Origin of the sequence: Pseudomonas mandelii (assembly GCF_002251635.1) — a bacterium.
In the GTDB taxonomy this organism is placed as follows: Bacteria; Pseudomonadota; Gammaproteobacteria; order Pseudomonadales; family Pseudomonadaceae; genus Aquipseudomonas; species Aquipseudomonas mandelii_B.
The window spans coordinates 1-17,304 of sequence record NZ_NMOJ01000045.1 but is presented as its reverse complement, the minus strand read 5'-3'; the positions used below and the strand labels follow the sequence as shown (position 1 = coordinate 17,304).

Below are 17,304 nucleotides of genomic sequence, written 5' to 3'. Positions count from 1 at the left end.
AGGTTATTGCTCCTTGAGTTGGCGGGCGTTGCGTTGTGCTCGCAAGGTCAGCCAGGTAGTGGTCATCAGCCCGACAATGCCCACCAGTAGCAACAATGTCGACATGGCGAGAATCGAGGGGTCGATGGTGTCGCGTATGCCATCGAACATTTGCCGGGGCAAGGTCCGTTGGCTGGGGCCGCCGATGAACAGCACCACGACGATTTCGTCGAACGATGTCATGAAGGCGAAGAGTGCGCCCGATATCACACCAGGTGCGATGATTGGCAAAGCAATACCCGCGAAGGCCCGCACAGGTGAGGCGCCGGACATGGCGGCGGCCTTGAGCAAGGTCATGTCGAAACCCTGCAGGCTGGCGGCAACACTGATCAGGACGAAAGGCGTGGCCAGGACGGTGTGGGCCAGAATCAGACCGAACAAAGTACCTGTCAGGCCCAGTTTGCCGAAGAGAAAATACATGCCCAGCCCGGAGATCACAGGTGGGAAAATCATCGGTGAAATCAGCAGGCCGAGCATTCCGCTGGCGGCTGGCAGGTTGCGGCGTGCAAAGGCCAGCGCGGCCAGCGTTCCGAGCAATGTCGCCAGCAGTGTCGAGGCGATGCCGACCCACAGGCTGTTGCTCAGCGCTTGCATCCAGGGACCGCTGGTGAATACCCGTTCATACCATTGCAGGGAGAGTCCCGGGAGCGGGTAGGAGAGGAACGTGCCACTGCTGAATGAAATCGGTACCACCGCCAACAGTGGTGCGATCATGAAAATGCTCATCAATAGACCGAACAACACATGAGCCTTGCGGGCGAGGTAAGCCTGTATGAAATGGTTCATGGGAGCTCCTTCAGCGCAGGCCGGCAATCTGGCGAATACCCACCAGGCGCGCGGCCAGCAGGTAAATGACCATGACACAGGAAATCAGCACCAGCCCGAGTGCCGAGGCCATGCCCCAATTGACGGTGGTGTTGGTATAGAACGCAATGAAATAGCCAAGCATCTGTTCGCGGGCACTGCCCACCAGGGTCGGCGTCACGTAGTAACCCGCCGCGACGATGAACGTGAGCAGGGTGCCGGAACCGATCCCCGTCAAGGTCAGGGGCAAGTAGACCTGCATGAACCCGCGTATGGGATGAGCGCCGAGTGAGGCTGAGGCGCGCATGAAATGGGGCGGGATATTTTTCATCACGTTGTACAGCGGCAGCACGCTGAACGGCAGCAGGATGTGCACCATCACGATGTACACACCCGACAGGTTGAAAATCATCGGCAGCGGGTGATCGATCAGGCCGAAGCGCAGCAGTAACGTGTTGACGATGCCTTTGTCCTGCAGTACCACGATCCAGGCCGTGGTTCGTGCCAGCAACGAGGTCCAGAACGGCAGCATGACCGCCAGAAACAGCAAGACTTGCAGGGCCGGTGAAGCCTTGACCATCAACGCGGCAAACGGAAAGCCCAGCAACAGACACAACAGCGAGACTATCAGGGCGATTTTCAGGGTCTTGAAGGTCAAGTCCAGGTACACCCGCTGGCTTTCTTCGACCGGCGCGACACCTTGATCCGTTTGCTTCAAGTCCAGGGCGGCCAGCAGGTAATACGGCGTATAGGCCGGGGACGCGCGGCGAAAGTCCTCCCACACCTGTGGTGAAATCCAGCGTTCATCGATGGCGGCCAAACGCTCTCGGGCGCTCTGGCTTTCCGGGTTCGCCAGCGGCGTTCTGTAGGTCCGTGCGGTGTTCATGACCAGGAAGCGATAACCACTGTTCTCGTAGTTGAGGCGTCGTGCCGCCTCACCAATGACTGCATTGCTCGGGGCGTTGATAAAGTCTTGCTCGAGCGCATCGAACACCCGGTCAGTTGGCAGCGCCGTTGAATCCTTCGCCGGCTCGTCGACCATCGTCCTGATGGCCGTGGGGAACGCTTGTAGCAGTTCGGGATTGCTGACGGCCCGGTAGAACATCATGCCGATCGGCAGAGCGAAGAAAACACAGGTGTAAGCCAGCAGCGGCAAGAGCAGCAGCATCGAAACCCAGCGCTTGCGGCGACTGGATTGATAATGGGCGACGGCCAGCGTGTCGACGCAAGCCGGTGCATCTATTGAGGAAACGGACATAGTGAAACCCACCTTGATAAAACCATACTCGAACCGCGCCTCCGTCATCGGCGGCGCGGTCTTGAGGCCTGTTTACTGTGCGACCCAGCGGGTAAACCGGTTCATCAGGTCTTCCTCGTAGTTGACCCAGAACGGTGTATCGAGCAGCAGGGCATCTTTCATGTTGGCCGGGGCGTTGGGCAACGCGCTGGCCGTCTTCTCATCCATGGCCGCTATGGCCTTGCTGTTGACAATGCCGTAAGGAATCGCGTGGGCGAAATCGCTTTGGGCCTTGGCACCGAGGATGTAGTCGAGGAGTTGATAACTGGCGGTTTTGTTCGGGGTGTTCTTGATGATGGTCCAGTAGTCCATGCTGTACAGCTGTTGCTGCCAGATCAGTGGAAAATGGTTTCCCTGTTGATTGGCGATGGCGATCCGGCCGTTGTAGGCGGCACTCACGGCGATGTTACCGGCGGCCAGCCATTCCAGCGGCTGAGCGCCGGTTTCCCACCATTGGATGTAGGGTTTGATTTGGTCCAGTTTGGCAAATGCACGGTTCTGTCCCGCCGGGGTCGCCAGCAATTTATAGACGTCGGCCGGTGCGACACCGTCGGCCATCAAGGCAATTTCCAGGGTCATGCGTGCCTGTTTACGCAAGCCGCGTTTGCCTGGCCATTTCTGGACGTTCCAGAAATCAGCCCAGCTTTTCGGGCCGTCGGCGCCAAATTTTTTCGGGTCGTAGGTCATCACTTCGGACCAAACAAACGCCCCCACACCGCACTCCGAAAAGGCCTCGGGATTAACCTCGGGCGCATTCTTCAATTGTTTGTGATCCAGGTCTTCGAGCAGGCCCTGTTCGCAGGCCAATTCCATTTCGTTCTGGTCCATCTGCACCAGGTCCCACGTGGGATTACCTGACTCGACCATCGCTTTCTGTTTCGCCAGGCCGCCGCCGTAGCTGTCTTGAACCACCGGTTTGGCGCTTTGCGCGGCAAACGGTTTGAACCAGGCCTTGTCGAAAGCCTCCTGCGTGGCGCCACCGAAACCGACCACCGTCAGGTCGCGGGCCTGGGCGAGGGGGCCGGTCAGTGCCAGCGTGAGTACAAGGGCCAAGCGTGTTGAATGTGAGTGCATGGTGCAACTCTCCTGCTGAAGGAAAAGCAAATAGGGATTAGCGGGTGTACCGGCAGGAAAGCGGCTCAGGTCGAGTGATCGAAACTGTGCATAGTGATGACCTTCTTATTGTTGTGGGTGTGGTGTGTTTCGGTGGTGACAAGGGTTTTGGGTCAGGCGCGGAGCGGTGCTCAACCCTGCGCGAAAACCCGCGCGTCTTCGGGGCGCCAGCTAAAACCGATGCGCTGACCGTTGTTCAAGCCCTTGATGGCCTCATCGTTGGCGGTTTTCACAATCAGCGTGTCGTCGTTGTCCAGTTTCAAGTGAATGCGCAGGTGATCGCCCAGGTAGACACGGTCGGCCAGAGTTGCCTGATAGCTGTTCTGATTGATCGGGGACAGTCGGATGTTCTCCGGACGGATCAGCAGCTCGACTTTTTTCGAGGCGCCGATTGGCATCGTCACGCCCATGCCACGGGCCTCGAAACCAGCGTCAAGTGCGACCTCGACCTCATGCCCATGGCGTGCAACGAGACTCCCGCGCAATACATTGTTTTCACCGATAAACGTGGCCACGTAAGCGTTTTCAGGATGCTCGTACAGCGAAACCGGATCGCCGATCTGGGCAATATCACCTTGATGAAACACGGCTACCCGGTCGGACATGGTCAAGGCTTCGCCCTGATCGTGGGTCACGTACACCACCGTGACGCCGAGTCTTCGATGCAACTGTTTGATTTCGTACTGCATGTGCTCGCGCAGGTTCTTGTCGAGAGCGCCGAGCGGTTCGTCCATCAGGATGACCTGTGGCTCGAATACCATGGCGCGGGCAAGGGCGACGCGTTGCTGCTGGCCGCCGGACAACTCCGTGGGGCGCCGTTGCTGCATGTCATGCAACTGGACCATCTCGATCGCACGCTTGACCTTGCTCTGCACCTCGATGCGATTGAGTCCGCGCATTTTCAATGGATAAGCCAGGTTCTCGGCCACGGTCATGTGCGGAAACAGCGCGTAGTTCTGGAATACCATGCCCATGCCGCGTCGGTGTGCCGGGACGTTCTGGATCGGTTTGCCCATCATGCGGATTTCGCCGCGGGTCGGGGTTTCGAAGCCGGCAAGCATCATCAGCGTGGTGGTCTTGCCCGATCCGGACGCACCGAGCAGCGTCAGGAATTCTCCTTGCGCGATGGAGAGATTCAGGTCCTTGATGATCAGCGTCTTGCCGTCATAACTCTTTTGCACATGGTTGAGGTCGATCAACGCACCGGATGAGTCGAGGGAATGGGCGAGGCTATTCATGAGCAGTGTCCCGTGGCGTGATTGACGTCGTTCAGCGCGTCCGTCAGGCGGCTGACCAGTTCGCGCAGCTGTGTCGGTTCAATAATGAAAGGTGGCGCCAGGGCGATTGAATCGCCCATGTTGCGCACGATCAGGCCGTGCTTGCGTGCCGCCAGTTCGACCTGCGCGCCGATCGCCACCTGCGCCGAAAACGAGCGTCGCGATGACTTGTCAGCCACCAGTTCCAGACCCGCAACCAGCCCGATGCCGCGGATTTCGCCAACCAGAGGGTGGTCGAACAGTGGCGCCAGTTCGCCGTGCAGAACCTCACCCAACTGGCGGGTGCGGGCAGGGATGTCCAGCTCCTGGTAGATGGATAGCGTCTCAAGGGCGACGGCGGCGGCCACCGGGTGCCCGGAGTAGGTGAAGCCATGTCCGAAGCCGTTCAGTTGCTGGCTCTGTTCTTCAAGCACTCGGTAGACCGGGCCGCTGACCACGGTGCAGGAAATTGGCTGATAGCCCGCCGAAAGGCTTTTGGCGCAAGCCATCATGTCGGGTGCAAAGCCCATCGTCTGATGGCCGAACCACTGACCGGTACGACCAAAGCCACAAATGATTTCGTCGGCCAGCATCAGAATGTCGTAACGGGCCAGCAGTGCCTGTACCGCGGAAAAATAGCCGGATGGCGGGACGATCACGCCGCCGGCTCCCATGACAGGTTCGCTGATGAAGGCAGCGATGGTGTCTGCTCCTTCAGCCTCGATGCGTCGCTGCAAGTCGGCGACCAAGCGTTCGCAGAAGGCGGCCTCAGACTCACCGGGCAAGCCATTACGGTAGTAATGGGGGCACTCGACATGAATCACCTGGTCCAGCGGCAAGCCGAATGCAGCGTGCATGTTTGGCAACCCGGACAGCGTCGCCCCCATCACCGTGGAGCCATGAAAACCTTTCTGGTGGGCGATGATTTTGCGCTTGTGCGTATTGCCCCGCGCCCGGTGCCAGGCCCAGGCCATTTTGATCATCGAGTCGTTGGCTTCCGAGCCCGAACAGGCAAAAAACACTCTCGCATCCGGTAGTGGCGCGAGGGTGGCGATGCGTTCGGCTAGGCGTGCCGTCACCGCTGGAACCCGATGATTGAAGGTGTGGTAGTAGGGCAGCACGTCGAACTGGCGTTGTGCGGCGTCGGCCAGTCGACGATTGGAAAACCCCAGACTGGCACACCAGAGACCGGACATTCCTTCAATGTATCGCTGTCCGTGTTCGTCGATGACGTGGATGCCATCTCCGCGTTCGATGACCATCGGGCCTTGTTGTTGATGGCGCCGCAGGTTGGTCTGCGAGTGCAGGTGAAAGCGTTGATCTGCCTGGGCCAGAACGCTGGCTGCGGGGGTGTTTTCGTGCGGCACGAGTGGCATCTCCGAGAGCTGAAATCAATATAACTTATAAGATCGCAAAATTCGGCCTAGTCTGGCCGGGGCATTCCTGCCTGTTGGAAAAAATAACGCCAACGGCTTGTTGTTGCAATATATATCTTATAAGTTGTAAGAAGGAGGCCGTGAGAGCGGTCGCCTTTCTAACAACCATTCAGGAAATGCAGCCATGTCGATAGCCGCTCCACCCCCCATTCCCGTTCCGGTCGAGGACCTGAGTCCCGGGCACATCGCCCACCTCAAAGAGCGCGCGCTGTTTGTACGCCTGGAAACCGTGCGCCTGATTTCCATCGCCAAGGTGGGGCACTACACCTCGGTGTTTTCCTGTGCTGAAATTTTCTCGGCGCTGTATTACGACGCCATGCGCTTGCGCCACGGCGAGCCCAAGTGGCCAGGTCGTGATCGCTTCTTGATGGGCAAGGGACATGCCGCAGTGGGGCTGTATCCGTTACTGGCGGACTGGGGCTTTTTCGACAAGGCGCTGCTCGACGGCTATACGCGCCTGGGTAATCCGTTAGGTGATCACCCGGATATGCGCAAGGTCGCGGGGGTCGATTTCAGTTCCGGTTCCATTGGTCATGCATTGTCCGGCGGACTGGGCATGGCGTTGGGTGGACGGCTGCAGAACAATCCGTTCGATGTATATGTGCTGCTTGGCGACGGCGAAATGCATGAAGGCCAGGTCTGGGAAGCGGCAATGGCGGCTGCGCATTACAAAACATCGAACCTGATCGCGATCATCGACCGAAACGGTTACCAGCTCGACGGCAAGGTCGACGACATCATCGGAATTGAACCGCTGGGCGACAAATGGCGCGCTTTCGGCTGGGACGTGCATGAGGTCGACGGGCATGACGTCGCCGCCGTGGCTCGTCTGTTGCGCCAGCTGAAAGCCGATACGCAACGCGAAAAGCCAGTCTGCGTGATCGCCTTGACCGTCAAGGGCAAAGGCGTCGAGTACATGGAAACCGAGCCCGGCTGGCATCTTGGCTGGTTGGCCGAGGAAGACGAATTGCTCGCTATCGAAGAAATCAAATCCAAAGGAGGTGTGCAATGAGCTCGCCCGTCAGCGCCGATACCTGGCAGTACCGGCAGATCAACGCTCGCGCCCCCGGCCTGAACTATTTGTCTGATGCGTTGATCGACCTGGTTGACGCCGGTCACAAGATCGCCGTCGGCACCGCTGACCTCCAGTACTCCAACGGCTTGAGTCGCTTCGCTCAGCGCCACCCCGAACTGTTTATCCAGTTCGGTATCTCCGAGCAAAACATGGTCACCGCGGCGGCGGGCATTGCCACCACCGGGAGCATGCCGTTTGTGGCGACATTCGCTTCATTCCTGGCCTTGCTCTGCTGCGAGCAGATTCGCATGGATGTGGCCTACAGCGCACTTCCGGTGCGGCTGATCGGACACCATTCGGGAATCAGCCTCGGTTTCTATGGCACCTCGCATCACGCCACCGAAGACCTGGCAATCACCCGCAGCATCGCTGATCTGACGGTCGTCGCACCCGCCGATGGCCCACAGTTGGCGGCGGCGATACGTGCCTCGATCAACCATTCGCAACCGATTTACTTCCGTATTGGTCGGGGCCAGGAACCTAACGTTTACCCCGATGACGTGGTGTTCGAGTTTGGCAAAGCCATCGTTCATGAGCGGGGTAGTGACCTGACCCTGATCGCCACCGGCAGCATGCTTCACCCGACGCTGGAAGCCGCGCAGGCCTTGCGCGCCAGTGGTTTATCGGTCGGGGTGATCGATATGCACACCATCAAACCGCTGGATCGTGATGCGGTGCTGCATGCGGCGGGCGAAAGCGGGTTGTTGATGACCGTCGAAGAACACAACGTGCTGGGAGGGCTGGGCGGTGCTGTGGCGGAAGTGCTGGCCGACACGGGTCAAGGGACGCGTTTGCGGCGTCACGGGATCGAAGATGAATACAGCCTCATTGCCCCGCCGACCCATCTCTATCGCCATTACCGGCTGGATGCCGTGGGTATTGAAGCCGTTGCCCGGGAGGCACTTGCCCCAGGAGTCGATCATGTTGCTTGACGCCAATCAGTCCTTGCATGAACGGGCTCGGCAGGTGTTGCCGGGCGGCCATCTGAGCCCGAGCCGCAAACTCGGTCAGCCTTATGCGTTTGTTCGTGCAGAAGGTCCGTATCTGTACGACGCCAACGGCGACCGTCATACCGATTTCCACTGTGGTTTCGGCGCGCATGTGCTCGGGCACGGCAATCAGGCGATTCGTCAAAAGGTTGCACACGTCAGCGAACGCCTTGACCTGATCGGCGCCGGCATTACCGATCTGGAAGTCGAGACGGCGCAAGCGCTGGTCGAGTGCATTCCCTGCGCCGAGCAGGTCGCGTTTTGCAACAGCGGCTCCGAAGCGACTTATCACGCCTTGCGCCTGGCGCGGGCCGTCACCGGCGCCAAACGGATCATAAAATTCCAGGGCGGATATCACGGCTGGCACGACTATGTGGCGATGAACGGCCAGACATCCCGTGAGCGCATGGACAGTTTCGACCCGATGTCTGACGGTATTCTGCTGGATGCCGCGCAGTACACGATCATCCTTCCGTATAACGATGCCGAGGCGGTGGAGCGTTACCTCAAGTCCAATCCGGGGGAGGTCGCGGCGATCATCGTCGAACCGATTGCCCACAACATGGGCTCGGTGACGGCATCGACGGCATTTCTGCGGGCGCTTCGGCAATTGACCGTCGAGCACGGCGTGATTCTGATTTTCGATGAGGTCATCACCGGCTTTCGTCATGCGCTGGGCGGCTATCAGTCGATCGTCGGCGTGACACCGGATCTGGCAACCTTCGGCAAGGCGGCTTCATCAGGTTATCCCGTGGGCTTGGTCGCCGGCCGTCGGGATCTGTTGGAGCGCGTAGGGCAGTCGGGCGACCGGGGCGTGTTCATGGGCGGAACGTTCAATGGAACGCCATCGACGCTGGCGGCGGTGCTGGCGACCATCGAGGAGCTTTCTCGCGAAGGCGTCTACGAACGCCTGTTCGCCATGGGCGACTATTTGCGCGGGCAGCTCGACGGCATTATCCAGCGGCTGGGCATTCCCGCTCAAAGTGCCGGATATGGGTCGGTCTGGCTGATGTACTTTTTCGAGGGGCCGTACAGCCAGTACCGTGATTTGTTGCGCAACGATGACGCGCTGGACCTGGCGTTTCGCAAGCGTTTGATCGAGCAGCGGATGATTTTTCAGCCATTACCCCTCAAGCGCCTGTACCTGTCGACCTCGCATACCACAAAGATTCTCGATGAAAGCCTCGACGTCATCGAAAACGCCCTCAAGGCGCTGATTCGCTAGGCCGAGCAACGGAGAGCGGCACGCGCAGTGCCGCTCTTTCTGCATATGATTCCCAAACCGCTGTAGAGCGAGGTTGAGTGTTACTTATAGGATATAAGACAATGTATTTCAGATTTTTGGCGCAACCCCGACAGGCTGCGCAATAAAAAGCATTATCCAGGAGTTCGACCGTGCAGATTCAACCGCTGGAACAAGGCAACCTGTCCGCCCGCGCCTATTACGCCATTCGCGAAGGACTGATCGCCGGCAACTTCCGGCCCGGCGAGCGGCTGGTCATGCAAGACCTGGCCGACAAGCTTGGCACCAGCGTCACCCCAGTCCGCGAAGCCTGCCTGAGGCTGGTCAGCGAGCGCGGTCTCGAGTTGCGTTCGGGCCGTTTTGCCATGGTTCCGGAGCTGACCATGAGCCGGTATTTGGAGGTGCGCACGATCCGCATCGCACTGGAAGGCCTGGCCGCTGAGCTCGCCACGCGCAACGTTACGCCGCAGGACCTGACTCGGCTGGAAGAACTGCATGCCAGTTTTCAACAAGCCGACCAAGCCAACGACGGTCCGCAAGCAATGCATTTCAACCGTGAGTTCCACTTCACGGTCTACCGGTTGGCGGCAATGGACATGCTGACTGCCCAGATCGAAGGGTTGTGGGTTTCCATGGGGCCGATCCTCAATCTGTTTTACACCAAGGGGCATAACACCTACATCGGTGCCGACGAGCATCTGGTACTGATCGAAGCCCTGCGCGAGAAAAAGCCGGCCAAGGCGCGCAAGGCCATTGCTGAAGACATCATGCGCGGTGGTGTCAGCATCATCGGCTTCATTACCGAAAGCGAAGGCAAGTAATCCGAGATTGAAGTAGATAACCCACCAGTTCCTCGATACGGACCTGGGGAATGTTGGCCGCACGGCACGGCGACGTGTTCTGGGAGTAGCGAGCTTGCTCGCGATAGCGGCGGTACAGCCGAGAAAATTCTCGCCTGGAACACCGCATCGCGAGCAAGCTCGCTCCCACATTTGTTTACCGTCGCTCTAACATTTAAACCCGCTCAAAAATCGCCGCAATCCCCTGACCACCACCAATGCACATAGTCACCAGCGCATAACGCCCGTTGATGCGCTGCAGTTCGTGGATGGCTTTGGTGGCAATCATCGCCCCGGTCGCGCCCACCGGGTGACCGAGGGAAATGCCCGAGCCGTTCGGGTTGACCTTGGCCGGGTCGAGGTCCAGTTCCTGGCTGACCGCACAGGCCTGGGCGGCGAAGGCGATGTTGGCTTCGATCACGTCCAGGTCAGCCACGGTCAGGCCTGCGCGTTTGAGCGCCAGGCGCGTGGCGGGAATCGGGCCCAGGCCCATCAGTTCTGGCTCAACACCGGCGTGGGCATAGCTGACCAGGCGAGCGAGCGGGCGAAGATTGTTGACTTGCACCGCGCTGCCGGTGGCCATGACCAGTGCCGCAGCGCCGTCGTTCAGGCCCGAGGCATTGCCGGCCGTGACCGAACCGTCCTTCTTGAACGCCGGCTTCATCTGCGCGAGTTGTTCCAGGGAAGTGGAACGCGGGTGTTCGTCGATGCTGAACAGCGTCGTTTCCTTGCGGCCTCGGATTTCGACCGCTGCGATCTGCTCACTGAAGTAGCCATTGGCAATGGCGAACGCCGCGCGTTTTTGATCTTCCAGGGCGAGAGCGTCCTGCATGTCGCGGGTGATGCCGTTGCGCTCGGCGACGTTCTCGGCGGTGATGCCCATGTGGATGCCATGGAACGGGTCGTGCAGGATGCCCAGCATGTAGTCGATGGCCTGGACGTTGCCCATGCGCGCGCCCCAACGGGCGGACGGCATCAGGTACGGGCCACGGCTCATGGACTCGGCACCGGCGCCGATGGCAATCTCGGCGTCGCCCAGCAGCAAGGTCTGGGCCGCGCTGATGATGGCTTGCAGGCCGGAACCGCAGAGGCGGTTGACGTTGTAGGCGGGGGTTTCTTTCGGGATGCCGGCGTTCATCGCGGCGACCCGGGAAATGTACGCGTCGCGGGTCTCGGTCGGGATCACGTTGCCCATCACCAGATGGCCGATTTGCGCCGGGTCCACGCCGGAGCGCTCCAGGGCGGCCTTGACGGCCGTGGTCGCCAGATCGGCCAGCGGAACCTCTTTGAGCGAGCCACCAAAGGTGCCGATGGCGGTGCGTGCGGCGCTGACAACAAATACGTCTGGGGTGTTCATGAAGGCTTTCCTGTGGATGGGTTCTTTTCAGTGCTGCGATTAACCAGTGCGTTCAATGCTGCCTGCGCTTCAGGGGTGGTCAGGCGCTTGATGAACAGCAAGTTCTCCTGGCGAATGGTGGCTTGCAGTTCCGGCATTGATGTCTGCTTGAGCAGTTGCCGGGTCTGACGCAGGGCTTCCTGGGGGAGCGCCAGCAGTCGCCGAGCCATGTGCTCGGCGGCGGCCAGGCACTGTGGCCCGTCGTCGAACAGTTCGTTGGCCAATCCACACGCGACGGCGGCGCCGCCGTCCAGGCTGTCGCCCCACAGCAGCAAACGCGCCGCCCGGGCATGACCGAGCAGGCGCGGCAGCAGCAGGCTTGCGCCGAACTCCGGGCACAGGCCCAGGTTCACGAACGGCATGCGCAACCGGGCATTGCGCGTGACCAGCACCTGATCGCAATGCAGCAGCAGGGTGGTGCCGATGCCGATGGCCGCTCCGCAGACCGCCGCGATCAACGGTTTTTGCAGGTGGATGACCACGCGCATCAGGCGAAACGCCGGGCTGTCCAGATCGGTCGGCGGATGCTGGAGAAAATCCGCCAGGTCGTTGCCACTGGTAAAGCACGTGTCGCCGCCGGTGATAATGATCACGCCGATTTCAGCGTCTTCATCAGCGGCCAGCAACAGGTCGGCTAACTGCGTGTACATCCTGTTATTCAGCGCGTTGAGCTTGTCGGGGCGGTCAAAGGTGAGCGTCAGTACACCTTCGTTTCGTTCTTGTTTGATCAGGTCGTTCATGTACGTGCTCTGGGTGATCGCTATGAAGGGCACTCTAAGCGCGGGATCGGCGCCGGATCTATGACAAAAGCCGTCAACGAAACTGCCGCTTTTTGCCATGTCGGGCCGTCGCAAGGCTCACACACCCATTCGGGGTATGGTGCCGTTTGCTGAATCGCTCAATAGTGGATTCATCCGCTCATCCAGATCGGAACTCGCTTGATAAGGTGAATTTGCTATGCGCAAGGCCTTCTTGGTGATGCTTGGTGCGTTGATTGTGCCGCTGTCGGCAGGCGTCCACGGCGCCGAAGTGGACGATAGCCACACACTGCGGCTGTATAACTGGGCGGATTACATCGGCGAAAAAACCATTGCCGACTTTCAGAAAGCCACTGGCATCCGGGTGATCTACGACACCTTTGATGCCTATGAAACGGTCCAGGCCAAGTTGCTCACTGGCCACTCCGGTTATGACCTGGTGGTGTTGAATGCCTCCCTCGCGCCACCGCTGATCAAAGCCAAAGTGTTCCAGCCGCTCGATAAAAAGTTGCTGCCGGGCTGGGCCAACCTGGACCCGAAAGTCTTGCAGGACTTGCAGGGATTCGATGCCGGCACGCTGTACTCGGCACCCTATACCTGGGGCAGCAATGGCATCACGTACAACGTCGACAAAATCAGGGAGCGCATGCCGGACGCGCCGATTGGCTCGTTGGCGATGATCTTCGACCCGAAAATCGTCTCACGCTTCGCCGATTGCGGCGTGACCCTGGTCGATGCGCCCACTGAAGTCATTCCACTGGCGCTGAAGTACCTGGGGCGCGACCCGCGAAGCGCCGCGCCGGAGGATCTCAAGGCCGCCCAGGATCTGCTGCTGTCGGTCAGGCCGTACATCCGCAAGTTCGACTCGGTCAACTACCTGACCAGCCTGCCCAATGGCGATGTGTGCATGGCCATGACCTGGTCCGGCGACTACGCGACCGCCATGGCCCGCGCCGAAGAGGCCAAATTGAAGATCAAACTGGCCTATTTCATTCCCAAGGAAGGTTCGCTGATCTGGTTCGACAACCTGTACATCCCCGCCGATGCGCCCCACGTGGCCAACGCCCACAAGTTCCTCGATTACTTGATGCAGCCACAAGTCATGGCCGATGTGACGGACTTCATTCACTACGCCAACAGCAACGCGGCGGCCACGCCATTAGTGCACGCCGATGTGCGCAACAACCCGGCGATTTATCCCGATGACGAAACCCGCCAGCGCCTGTTTCCGCAGAAAACCCAGGATGCAAAAGAGATGCGTGCCATGACCCGCGTCTGGAGCACGGTGAAGAGCGGGATTTGATTGTTTACCCCTTTGGTTTGAGGTTTGTGTATGGCTACTCCAACTCAGAAAGTGCTGTCGAGCGTCGATAACGCTCATTTGCTCAAAGCCGATAAAGCCCACTACATGCACGGCTATCACATGTTCGACGAACACGCCGAGCAGGGCGCGCTGAACATTGTGGCGGGTGATGGCGCTTATATTTACGACACCCAGGGCAACCGCTTTCTCGATGCGGTGGGCGGTATGTGGTGTACGAATATCGGTCTGGGCCGAGAAGAAATGGCACTGGCGATTGCCGACCAGGTCCGTCAACTGGCGTACTCGAACCCGTTTTCCGACATGTCCAACAACGTCGCCATCCAGTTGTGCGAGAAACTCGCCAGCCTCGCCCCCGGCGATCTCGATCACGTGTTCCTGACCACCGGCGGCTCCACCGCCGTGGACACCGCGTACCGGTTGATTCAGTACTATCAGAACTGCCGCGGCAAACCGGAAAAGAAGCACGTCATCGCCCGTTTCAACGCGTATCACGGCTCCACCACCCTGACCATGTCGATCGGCAACAAGGCCGCCGACCGCGTGCCGGAATTCGATTACGCCAACGACAAGATTCACCACGTCTCCAACCCCAATCCTTATCGGGCGCCGGACGGCATGGACGAGGCGCAGTTTCTCGAGTTTCTGATCAAGGAGTTCGAAGACAAGATTCTGTCCATCGGTGCGGACAAGGTTGCAGGCTTTTTTGCCGAGCCGATCATGGGCTCCGGCGGCGTGATCATTCCGCCCAAGGGCTACCTGAAACGCATGTGGGAAGTCTGCCAGCGCTACGACATTCTGTTTGTCGCCGATGAAGTGGTGACGTCGTTCGGGCGGTTGGGCAAGTTCTTCGCCTCCCTGGATGTGTTCGATGTTCAGCCGGACATCATCACCACGGCCAAGGGGCTGACATCGGCCTATCTGCCGTTGGGCGCGTGCATTTTTTCCGAGCGCATCTGGAAGGTGATCGCCGAGCCCGGCAAGGGCCGTTGCTTCACCCACGGCTTCACCTACAGCGGCCACCCGGTCTGCTGCACGGCGGCGTTGAAGAACATTGAAATCATTGAGCGGGAAAACCTGCTGGAACATGTCGACGTCGTCGGCGCGTATCTGGAACAGCGTCTGGCCACACTCAGCGACTTGCCGCTGGTGGGCGATGTGCGCTGCCAGAAATTCATGGCCTGCGTGGAATTCGTCGCCGATAAACGCACGAAGGCGTTGTTTGCCGACGAGATCAACATCGGCGAGATGATTCACTCGCGGGCGCAGGCCCGAGGGCTGTTGGTGCGGCCGATCATGCACCTCAATGTCATGTCGCCGCCGCTGATCCTGTCATGCGCCCAGGTGGATGAAATCGTCGAGACCCTGCGGGTGTGCATTCTTGAAGTGGCGGGCGAACTTGAGCAGAACGGCCTGTATTTCGGCCAATGAGGTCGGCGAATCTGCGGTTACCCGGGGCCGGTTCACCCGCTAGACTGCGGGGCATGAGCAAACCAAACGATGACACATTGATCGCCTTGACCTTCGGCGCCCTGCATAAATGGCACGGCGACCTGCGCCAGGCCTTCGCCCACATCGATGAGCCCGACGCGCTGAGCTTTTTGGCGTCGGCCTTCGGGCATCTGGTGTCCATCGAATCGGTGATGATCAGCCTGGAACACAAGGACCGCCCGCCACAATTGTTGTATCAGCGTGGCATCCCGGAAAAATACCGGGAGTCGATCATCGACCGCTATTTTTCCGGGGGCTACCTGCTCGACCCGTTTTGCCTGGCGGTGGAGCAGGGGCTGGCCGAAGGGTTTTATCACCTGGAGGACATTGCCCCGGACAACTTCTTCGACAGCGAGTATTACAAGACTTACTACCTGAAGGCCGGCAGTTCGGAAGACAGTTTTTACATTGTCGATACCGGCCATGACACCCAGGTGTCGGTGAGCCTGTTTCAAGGCTTCGGCGGGGAAAGTCTGCGGCTTGAACAGCTGAACCTGCTGCGGGCGGTTGAGCCGCTGGTGCGCGAATTCATCAGCGAGTTCAGCCGCCGGGGCTTACAGCTCAGCGCTGTCAACGAGGGCGTGCGTGATGATCTCAAGCAACGCGTGCAGTCGGCCTTCGAAAACTTTGGCTGCGACTTGCTGACCGAACGCGAACGGGAAGTGGCGCACATGGTGCTGCGCGGGCACTCCGTGAAATCCACGGCCAGCCAGATGAGCATATCGCCTGAGACGGTGCGCATGCACCGTAAGAATCTTTATCTGAAGTTGAACATCGGGTCACAGTCGGAACTGTTTGCGCTGTTTATCGAGTGGTTACGCAAGCACTGATCCAACNNCNNGGGCAAGCCCGCTCCCACAAGGCATCGCGATATAAGGCGGGATGGGCAATTAGCCGGGTCTTCGAGACACTAAGGATCTGACTTTTTATCTACCCGGGGCGCCAAGGGGCTATCCAGCACCCAATGCATTTTCTGAAAGGCTTTGCGCTCTCTCGCGACCGCAGCGTCCCATTCATCCCCGAACGCCTTGCCCGAACGAACCAGTTCCATGACCGCCGCCGTTGCGGCGGTCAGTTCCAGGCGGGCCTGGCGCAGGTCTTCGTTGAATTTCTCAATCGTCATCCATGCACTCTGAAATTAGTTGCAGGCGTTTGCATGGCCGGGAGTCAGGTTTTTTTCGGCCAATATTGAGGGTCAACTCGTCGCAGATCATCGAGGTTCAACTAGAATTCTAGACTTCGGAAGGCATGTTGCAGCCGCGCTCAAACAACAAAAATATTGCGAAACAAGGGGCATTCAACCTTGAAAATTTCAGCCCTCTGCGCTATCGGGAGCCTGTTGGTTTCGACGGTGACGTCTGCCACCGGGATTATTCCTGTCCTCGACCTGGACTTCACACGACCGGCTGTCGAGACCCTGAAAAAAATCGGCATCAATGACGCATGTATTATCGCCGCCTCCAACCCTGCAGCGTTCACCTACTGCCGTGAAGGATCATCGACGCTCTGGAAATATCAGGCGCTGGATCTGGAACAGCAGGCGTCGATCCTTAAAGGTGAACGGCGACCCGCCACCGATTTCGGGCGAATCACGGTCGTGGAAGTTGATAGCGCCGCTTGCCTGGAAGATACCCCTGCGCCTTTGATCAAGCCGGCGATCACTCGCGGTTTAGCCTTCGGCATGATCTTGCTGTTTTTGTTGATTGGCTTTCGATACACCTACAGGGCGACCATGCGCCACCGCGATGACTACGCGGTGCTGTCGGACGCGTCCTTGCAACGATTGACCGGATACTTGCCGGCAAAGGCGTTGGGAGCGTTTGGTATTGCCGCTGCCGTGGCCCTGGTTTACTGCTTCTGGTGACATCACCGGCAACAGCGTTCGTCCGGACAACTAGGTCAACTGTGGGAGCGAGTCTGCTCGCGATGGCGGTGCCTGTTCGGAGTACATGTTTAAAGGCGTTTAAGGATACTTCCTGAAAGCTACAACGCCTTGCGCCGTTGCCTACGACTACGCCAGAATCCGCCGGCTTGTGCGCTTTGGACGCCCTCGGTAACTTGATCCCCGTCACTGATTCCCAGTGAACGGGTTTAGTAGCTCGAGGTTCGAATAATGCGACAGGCGTCTGTCAGACAGGTATTTCCATGTCTGTGCCTGATGGTGGCTGTGCGTAGGGCGCCTTCGGGTGCGCCGGNNTTNNNNTNNTTCCCCGGTCTACTAACCTGCGTACAGCTGCCACCCCTCGT

Annotated in this window: 16 protein-coding genes; 8 read left to right on the top strand and 8 right to left on the bottom strand. The window is 59.2% G+C overall.

The features are described 5' to 3' along the window. Positions 1–3 precede the first annotated feature (3 nt). The 5 genes from B7L09_RS06600 to B7L09_RS06580 all read right to left on the bottom strand — a co-directional run bounded on the left by B7L09_RS06600 (position 4) and on the right by B7L09_RS06580 (position 5,885). Positions 4–825, bottom strand: coding sequence for an ABC transporter permease (locus B7L09_RS06600; RefSeq protein ID WP_010458485.1), 822 nt, complete (start codon positions 823–825; stop codon positions 4–6). 10 nt (positions 826–835) lie between these two features. Beyond that, positions 836–2,101: an ABC transporter permease gene (locus B7L09_RS06595; protein WP_010458486.1), complete on the bottom strand. Its 1,266-nt coding sequence runs from the start codon at positions 2,099–2,101 to the stop codon at positions 836–838. 72 nt (positions 2,102–2,173) lie between these two features. Then, the gene (locus tag B7L09_RS06590; RefSeq protein WP_010458487.1) at positions 2,174–3,214 is read right to left on the bottom strand and encodes an ABC transporter substrate-binding protein; all 1,041 of its coding nucleotides are present in this window, start codon (positions 3,212–3,214) and stop codon (positions 2,174–2,176) included. 170 nt (positions 3,215–3,384) lie between these two features. After that, positions 3,385–4,491, bottom strand: a complete 1,107-nt coding sequence (locus B7L09_RS06585) for an ABC transporter ATP-binding protein (RefSeq protein ID WP_010458488.1) — start codon at positions 4,489–4,491, stop codon at positions 3,385–3,387. Further along, on the bottom strand, positions 4,488–5,885 hold the full coding sequence (locus B7L09_RS06580; protein ID WP_102594622.1) for an aminotransferase: 1,398 nt from the start codon (positions 5,883–5,885) through the stop codon (positions 4,488–4,490). The genes B7L09_RS06585 and B7L09_RS06580 overlap by 4 nt, the downstream gene beginning before the upstream one ends. Before the next feature lie 184 nt (positions 5,886–6,069). Between B7L09_RS06580 and B7L09_RS06575 the strand changes: the two genes are divergently transcribed. The 4 genes from B7L09_RS06575 (at position 6,070) to B7L09_RS06560 (ending at position 10,073) form a co-directional block, all read left to right on the top strand. Beyond that, positions 6,070–6,957: a transketolase gene (locus B7L09_RS06575; RefSeq protein WP_010458491.1), complete on the top strand. Its 888-nt coding sequence runs from the start codon at positions 6,070–6,072 to the stop codon at positions 6,955–6,957. Continuing rightward, on the top strand, positions 6,954–7,952 hold the full coding sequence (locus B7L09_RS06570; protein WP_010458493.1) for a transketolase family protein: 999 nt from the start codon (positions 6,954–6,956) through the stop codon (positions 7,950–7,952). The genes B7L09_RS06575 and B7L09_RS06570 overlap by 4 nt, the downstream gene beginning before the upstream one ends. Then, positions 7,942–9,234: an aspartate aminotransferase family protein gene (locus tag B7L09_RS06565; RefSeq protein ID WP_010458495.1), complete on the top strand. Its 1,293-nt coding sequence runs from the start codon at positions 7,942–7,944 to the stop codon at positions 9,232–9,234. Before B7L09_RS06570 ends, B7L09_RS06565 begins: the two co-directional genes overlap by 11 nt. A gap of 170 nt (positions 9,235–9,404) precedes the next feature. Then, positions 9,405–10,073 (top strand): GntR family transcriptional regulator, encoded by a 669-nt coding sequence (locus B7L09_RS06560; RefSeq protein WP_010458497.1) that lies wholly within the window; start codon positions 9,405–9,407, stop codon positions 10,071–10,073. A 193-nt stretch (positions 10,074–10,266) separates the two neighbouring features. Here B7L09_RS06560 and B7L09_RS06555 read toward each other — a convergent pair whose 3' ends face one another. Together B7L09_RS06555 and B7L09_RS06550 are read right to left on the bottom strand one after the other, a co-directional pair. Continuing rightward, positions 10,267–11,448 carry an acetyl-CoA C-acyltransferase family protein gene (locus B7L09_RS06555; RefSeq protein WP_094468229.1) on the bottom strand — a complete coding sequence of 394 codons (1,182 nt, stop codon included), beginning with the start codon at positions 11,446–11,448 and terminating at the stop codon, positions 10,267–10,269. Further along, complete coding sequence (locus tag B7L09_RS06550; protein WP_094468228.1) at positions 11,445–12,227, bottom strand: enoyl-CoA hydratase; 783 nt, start codon at positions 12,225–12,227, stop codon at positions 11,445–11,447. The genes B7L09_RS06555 and B7L09_RS06550 overlap by 4 nt, the downstream gene beginning before the upstream one ends. Positions 12,228–12,444: 217 nt before the next feature. On the opposite strand from B7L09_RS06550, the gene B7L09_RS06545 reads away from it, so the two are divergent. From B7L09_RS06545 to B7L09_RS06535, 3 genes are read left to right on the top strand one after another with little or no spacing between them, the layout of a single operon-like run. Continuing rightward, on the top strand, positions 12,445–13,548 hold the full coding sequence (locus B7L09_RS06545; protein ID WP_094468227.1) for a polyamine ABC transporter substrate-binding protein: 1,104 nt from the start codon (positions 12,445–12,447) through the stop codon (positions 13,546–13,548). A gap of 30 nt (positions 13,549–13,578) precedes the next feature. Next, positions 13,579–14,997, top strand: coding sequence for an aminotransferase (locus B7L09_RS06540; protein ID WP_094468226.1), 1,419 nt, complete (start codon positions 13,579–13,581; stop codon positions 14,995–14,997). Beyond that, positions 14,994–15,887, top strand: coding sequence for a helix-turn-helix transcriptional regulator (locus B7L09_RS06535; RefSeq protein WP_094468225.1), 894 nt, complete (start codon positions 14,994–14,996; stop codon positions 15,885–15,887). Before B7L09_RS06540 ends, B7L09_RS06535 begins: the two co-directional genes overlap by 4 nt. A gap of 80 nt (positions 15,888–15,967) precedes the next feature. On the opposite strand, the gene B7L09_RS06530 is transcribed toward B7L09_RS06535, so the two are convergent. Further along, positions 15,968–16,180 (bottom strand): hypothetical protein, encoded by a 213-nt coding sequence (locus B7L09_RS06530; protein ID WP_094468224.1) that lies wholly within the window; start codon positions 16,178–16,180, stop codon positions 15,968–15,970. Between the two features lie 180 nt (positions 16,181–16,360). Here B7L09_RS06530 and B7L09_RS06525 point away from each other — a divergent pair, with 180 nt between their 5' ends. Further along, entirely contained in the window at positions 16,361–16,921 is a 561-nt protein-coding gene (locus tag B7L09_RS06525) for a hypothetical protein (RefSeq protein ID WP_094468223.1), read from the top strand. Positions 16,922–17,304 lie beyond the last annotated feature (383 nt).

Bases quoted from the DNA above. Each gene is read 5' to 3' on its own strand.
- B7L09_RS06600 (WP_010458485.1), bottom strand. From the start codon at position 825: ATGAACCATTTCATACAGGCTTACCTCGCCCGCAAGGCTCATGTGTTG.
- B7L09_RS06595 (WP_010458486.1), bottom strand. From the start codon at position 2,101: ATGTCCGTTTCCTCAATAGATGCACCGGCTTGCGTCGACACGCTGGCC.
- B7L09_RS06590 (WP_010458487.1), bottom strand. From the start codon at position 3,214: ATGCACTCACATTCAACACGCTTGGCCCTTGTACTCACGCTGGCACTG.
- B7L09_RS06585 (WP_010458488.1), bottom strand. From the start codon at position 4,491: ATGAATAGCCTCGCCCATTCCCTCGACTCATCCGGTGCGTTGATCGAC.
- B7L09_RS06580 (WP_102594622.1), bottom strand. From the start codon at position 5,885: ATGCCACTCGTGCCGCACGAAAACACCCCCGCAGCCAGCGTTCTGGCC.
- B7L09_RS06575 (WP_010458491.1), top strand. From the start codon at position 6,070: ATGTCGATAGCCGCTCCACCCCCCATTCCCGTTCCGGTCGAGGACCTG.
- B7L09_RS06570 (WP_010458493.1), top strand. From the start codon at position 6,954: ATGAGCTCGCCCGTCAGCGCCGATACCTGGCAGTACCGGCAGATCAAC.
- B7L09_RS06565 (WP_010458495.1), top strand. From the start codon at position 7,942: ATGTTGCTTGACGCCAATCAGTCCTTGCATGAACGGGCTCGGCAGGTG.
- B7L09_RS06555 (WP_094468229.1), bottom strand. From the start codon at position 11,448: ATGAACACCCCAGACGTATTTGTTGTCAGCGCCGCACGCACCGCCATC.
- B7L09_RS06550 (WP_094468228.1), bottom strand. From the start codon at position 12,227: ATGAACGACCTGATCAAACAAGAACGAAACGAAGGTGTACTGACGCTC.
- B7L09_RS06545 (WP_094468227.1), top strand. From the start codon at position 12,445: ATGCGCAAGGCCTTCTTGGTGATGCTTGGTGCGTTGATTGTGCCGCTG.
- B7L09_RS06540 (WP_094468226.1), top strand. From the start codon at position 13,579: ATGGCTACTCCAACTCAGAAAGTGCTGTCGAGCGTCGATAACGCTCAT.
- B7L09_RS06535 (WP_094468225.1), top strand. From the start codon at position 14,994: ATGAGGTCGGCGAATCTGCGGTTACCCGGGGCCGGTTCACCCGCTAGA.
- B7L09_RS06530 (WP_094468224.1), bottom strand. From the start codon at position 16,180: ATGACGATTGAGAAATTCAACGAAGACCTGCGCCAGGCCCGCCTGGAA.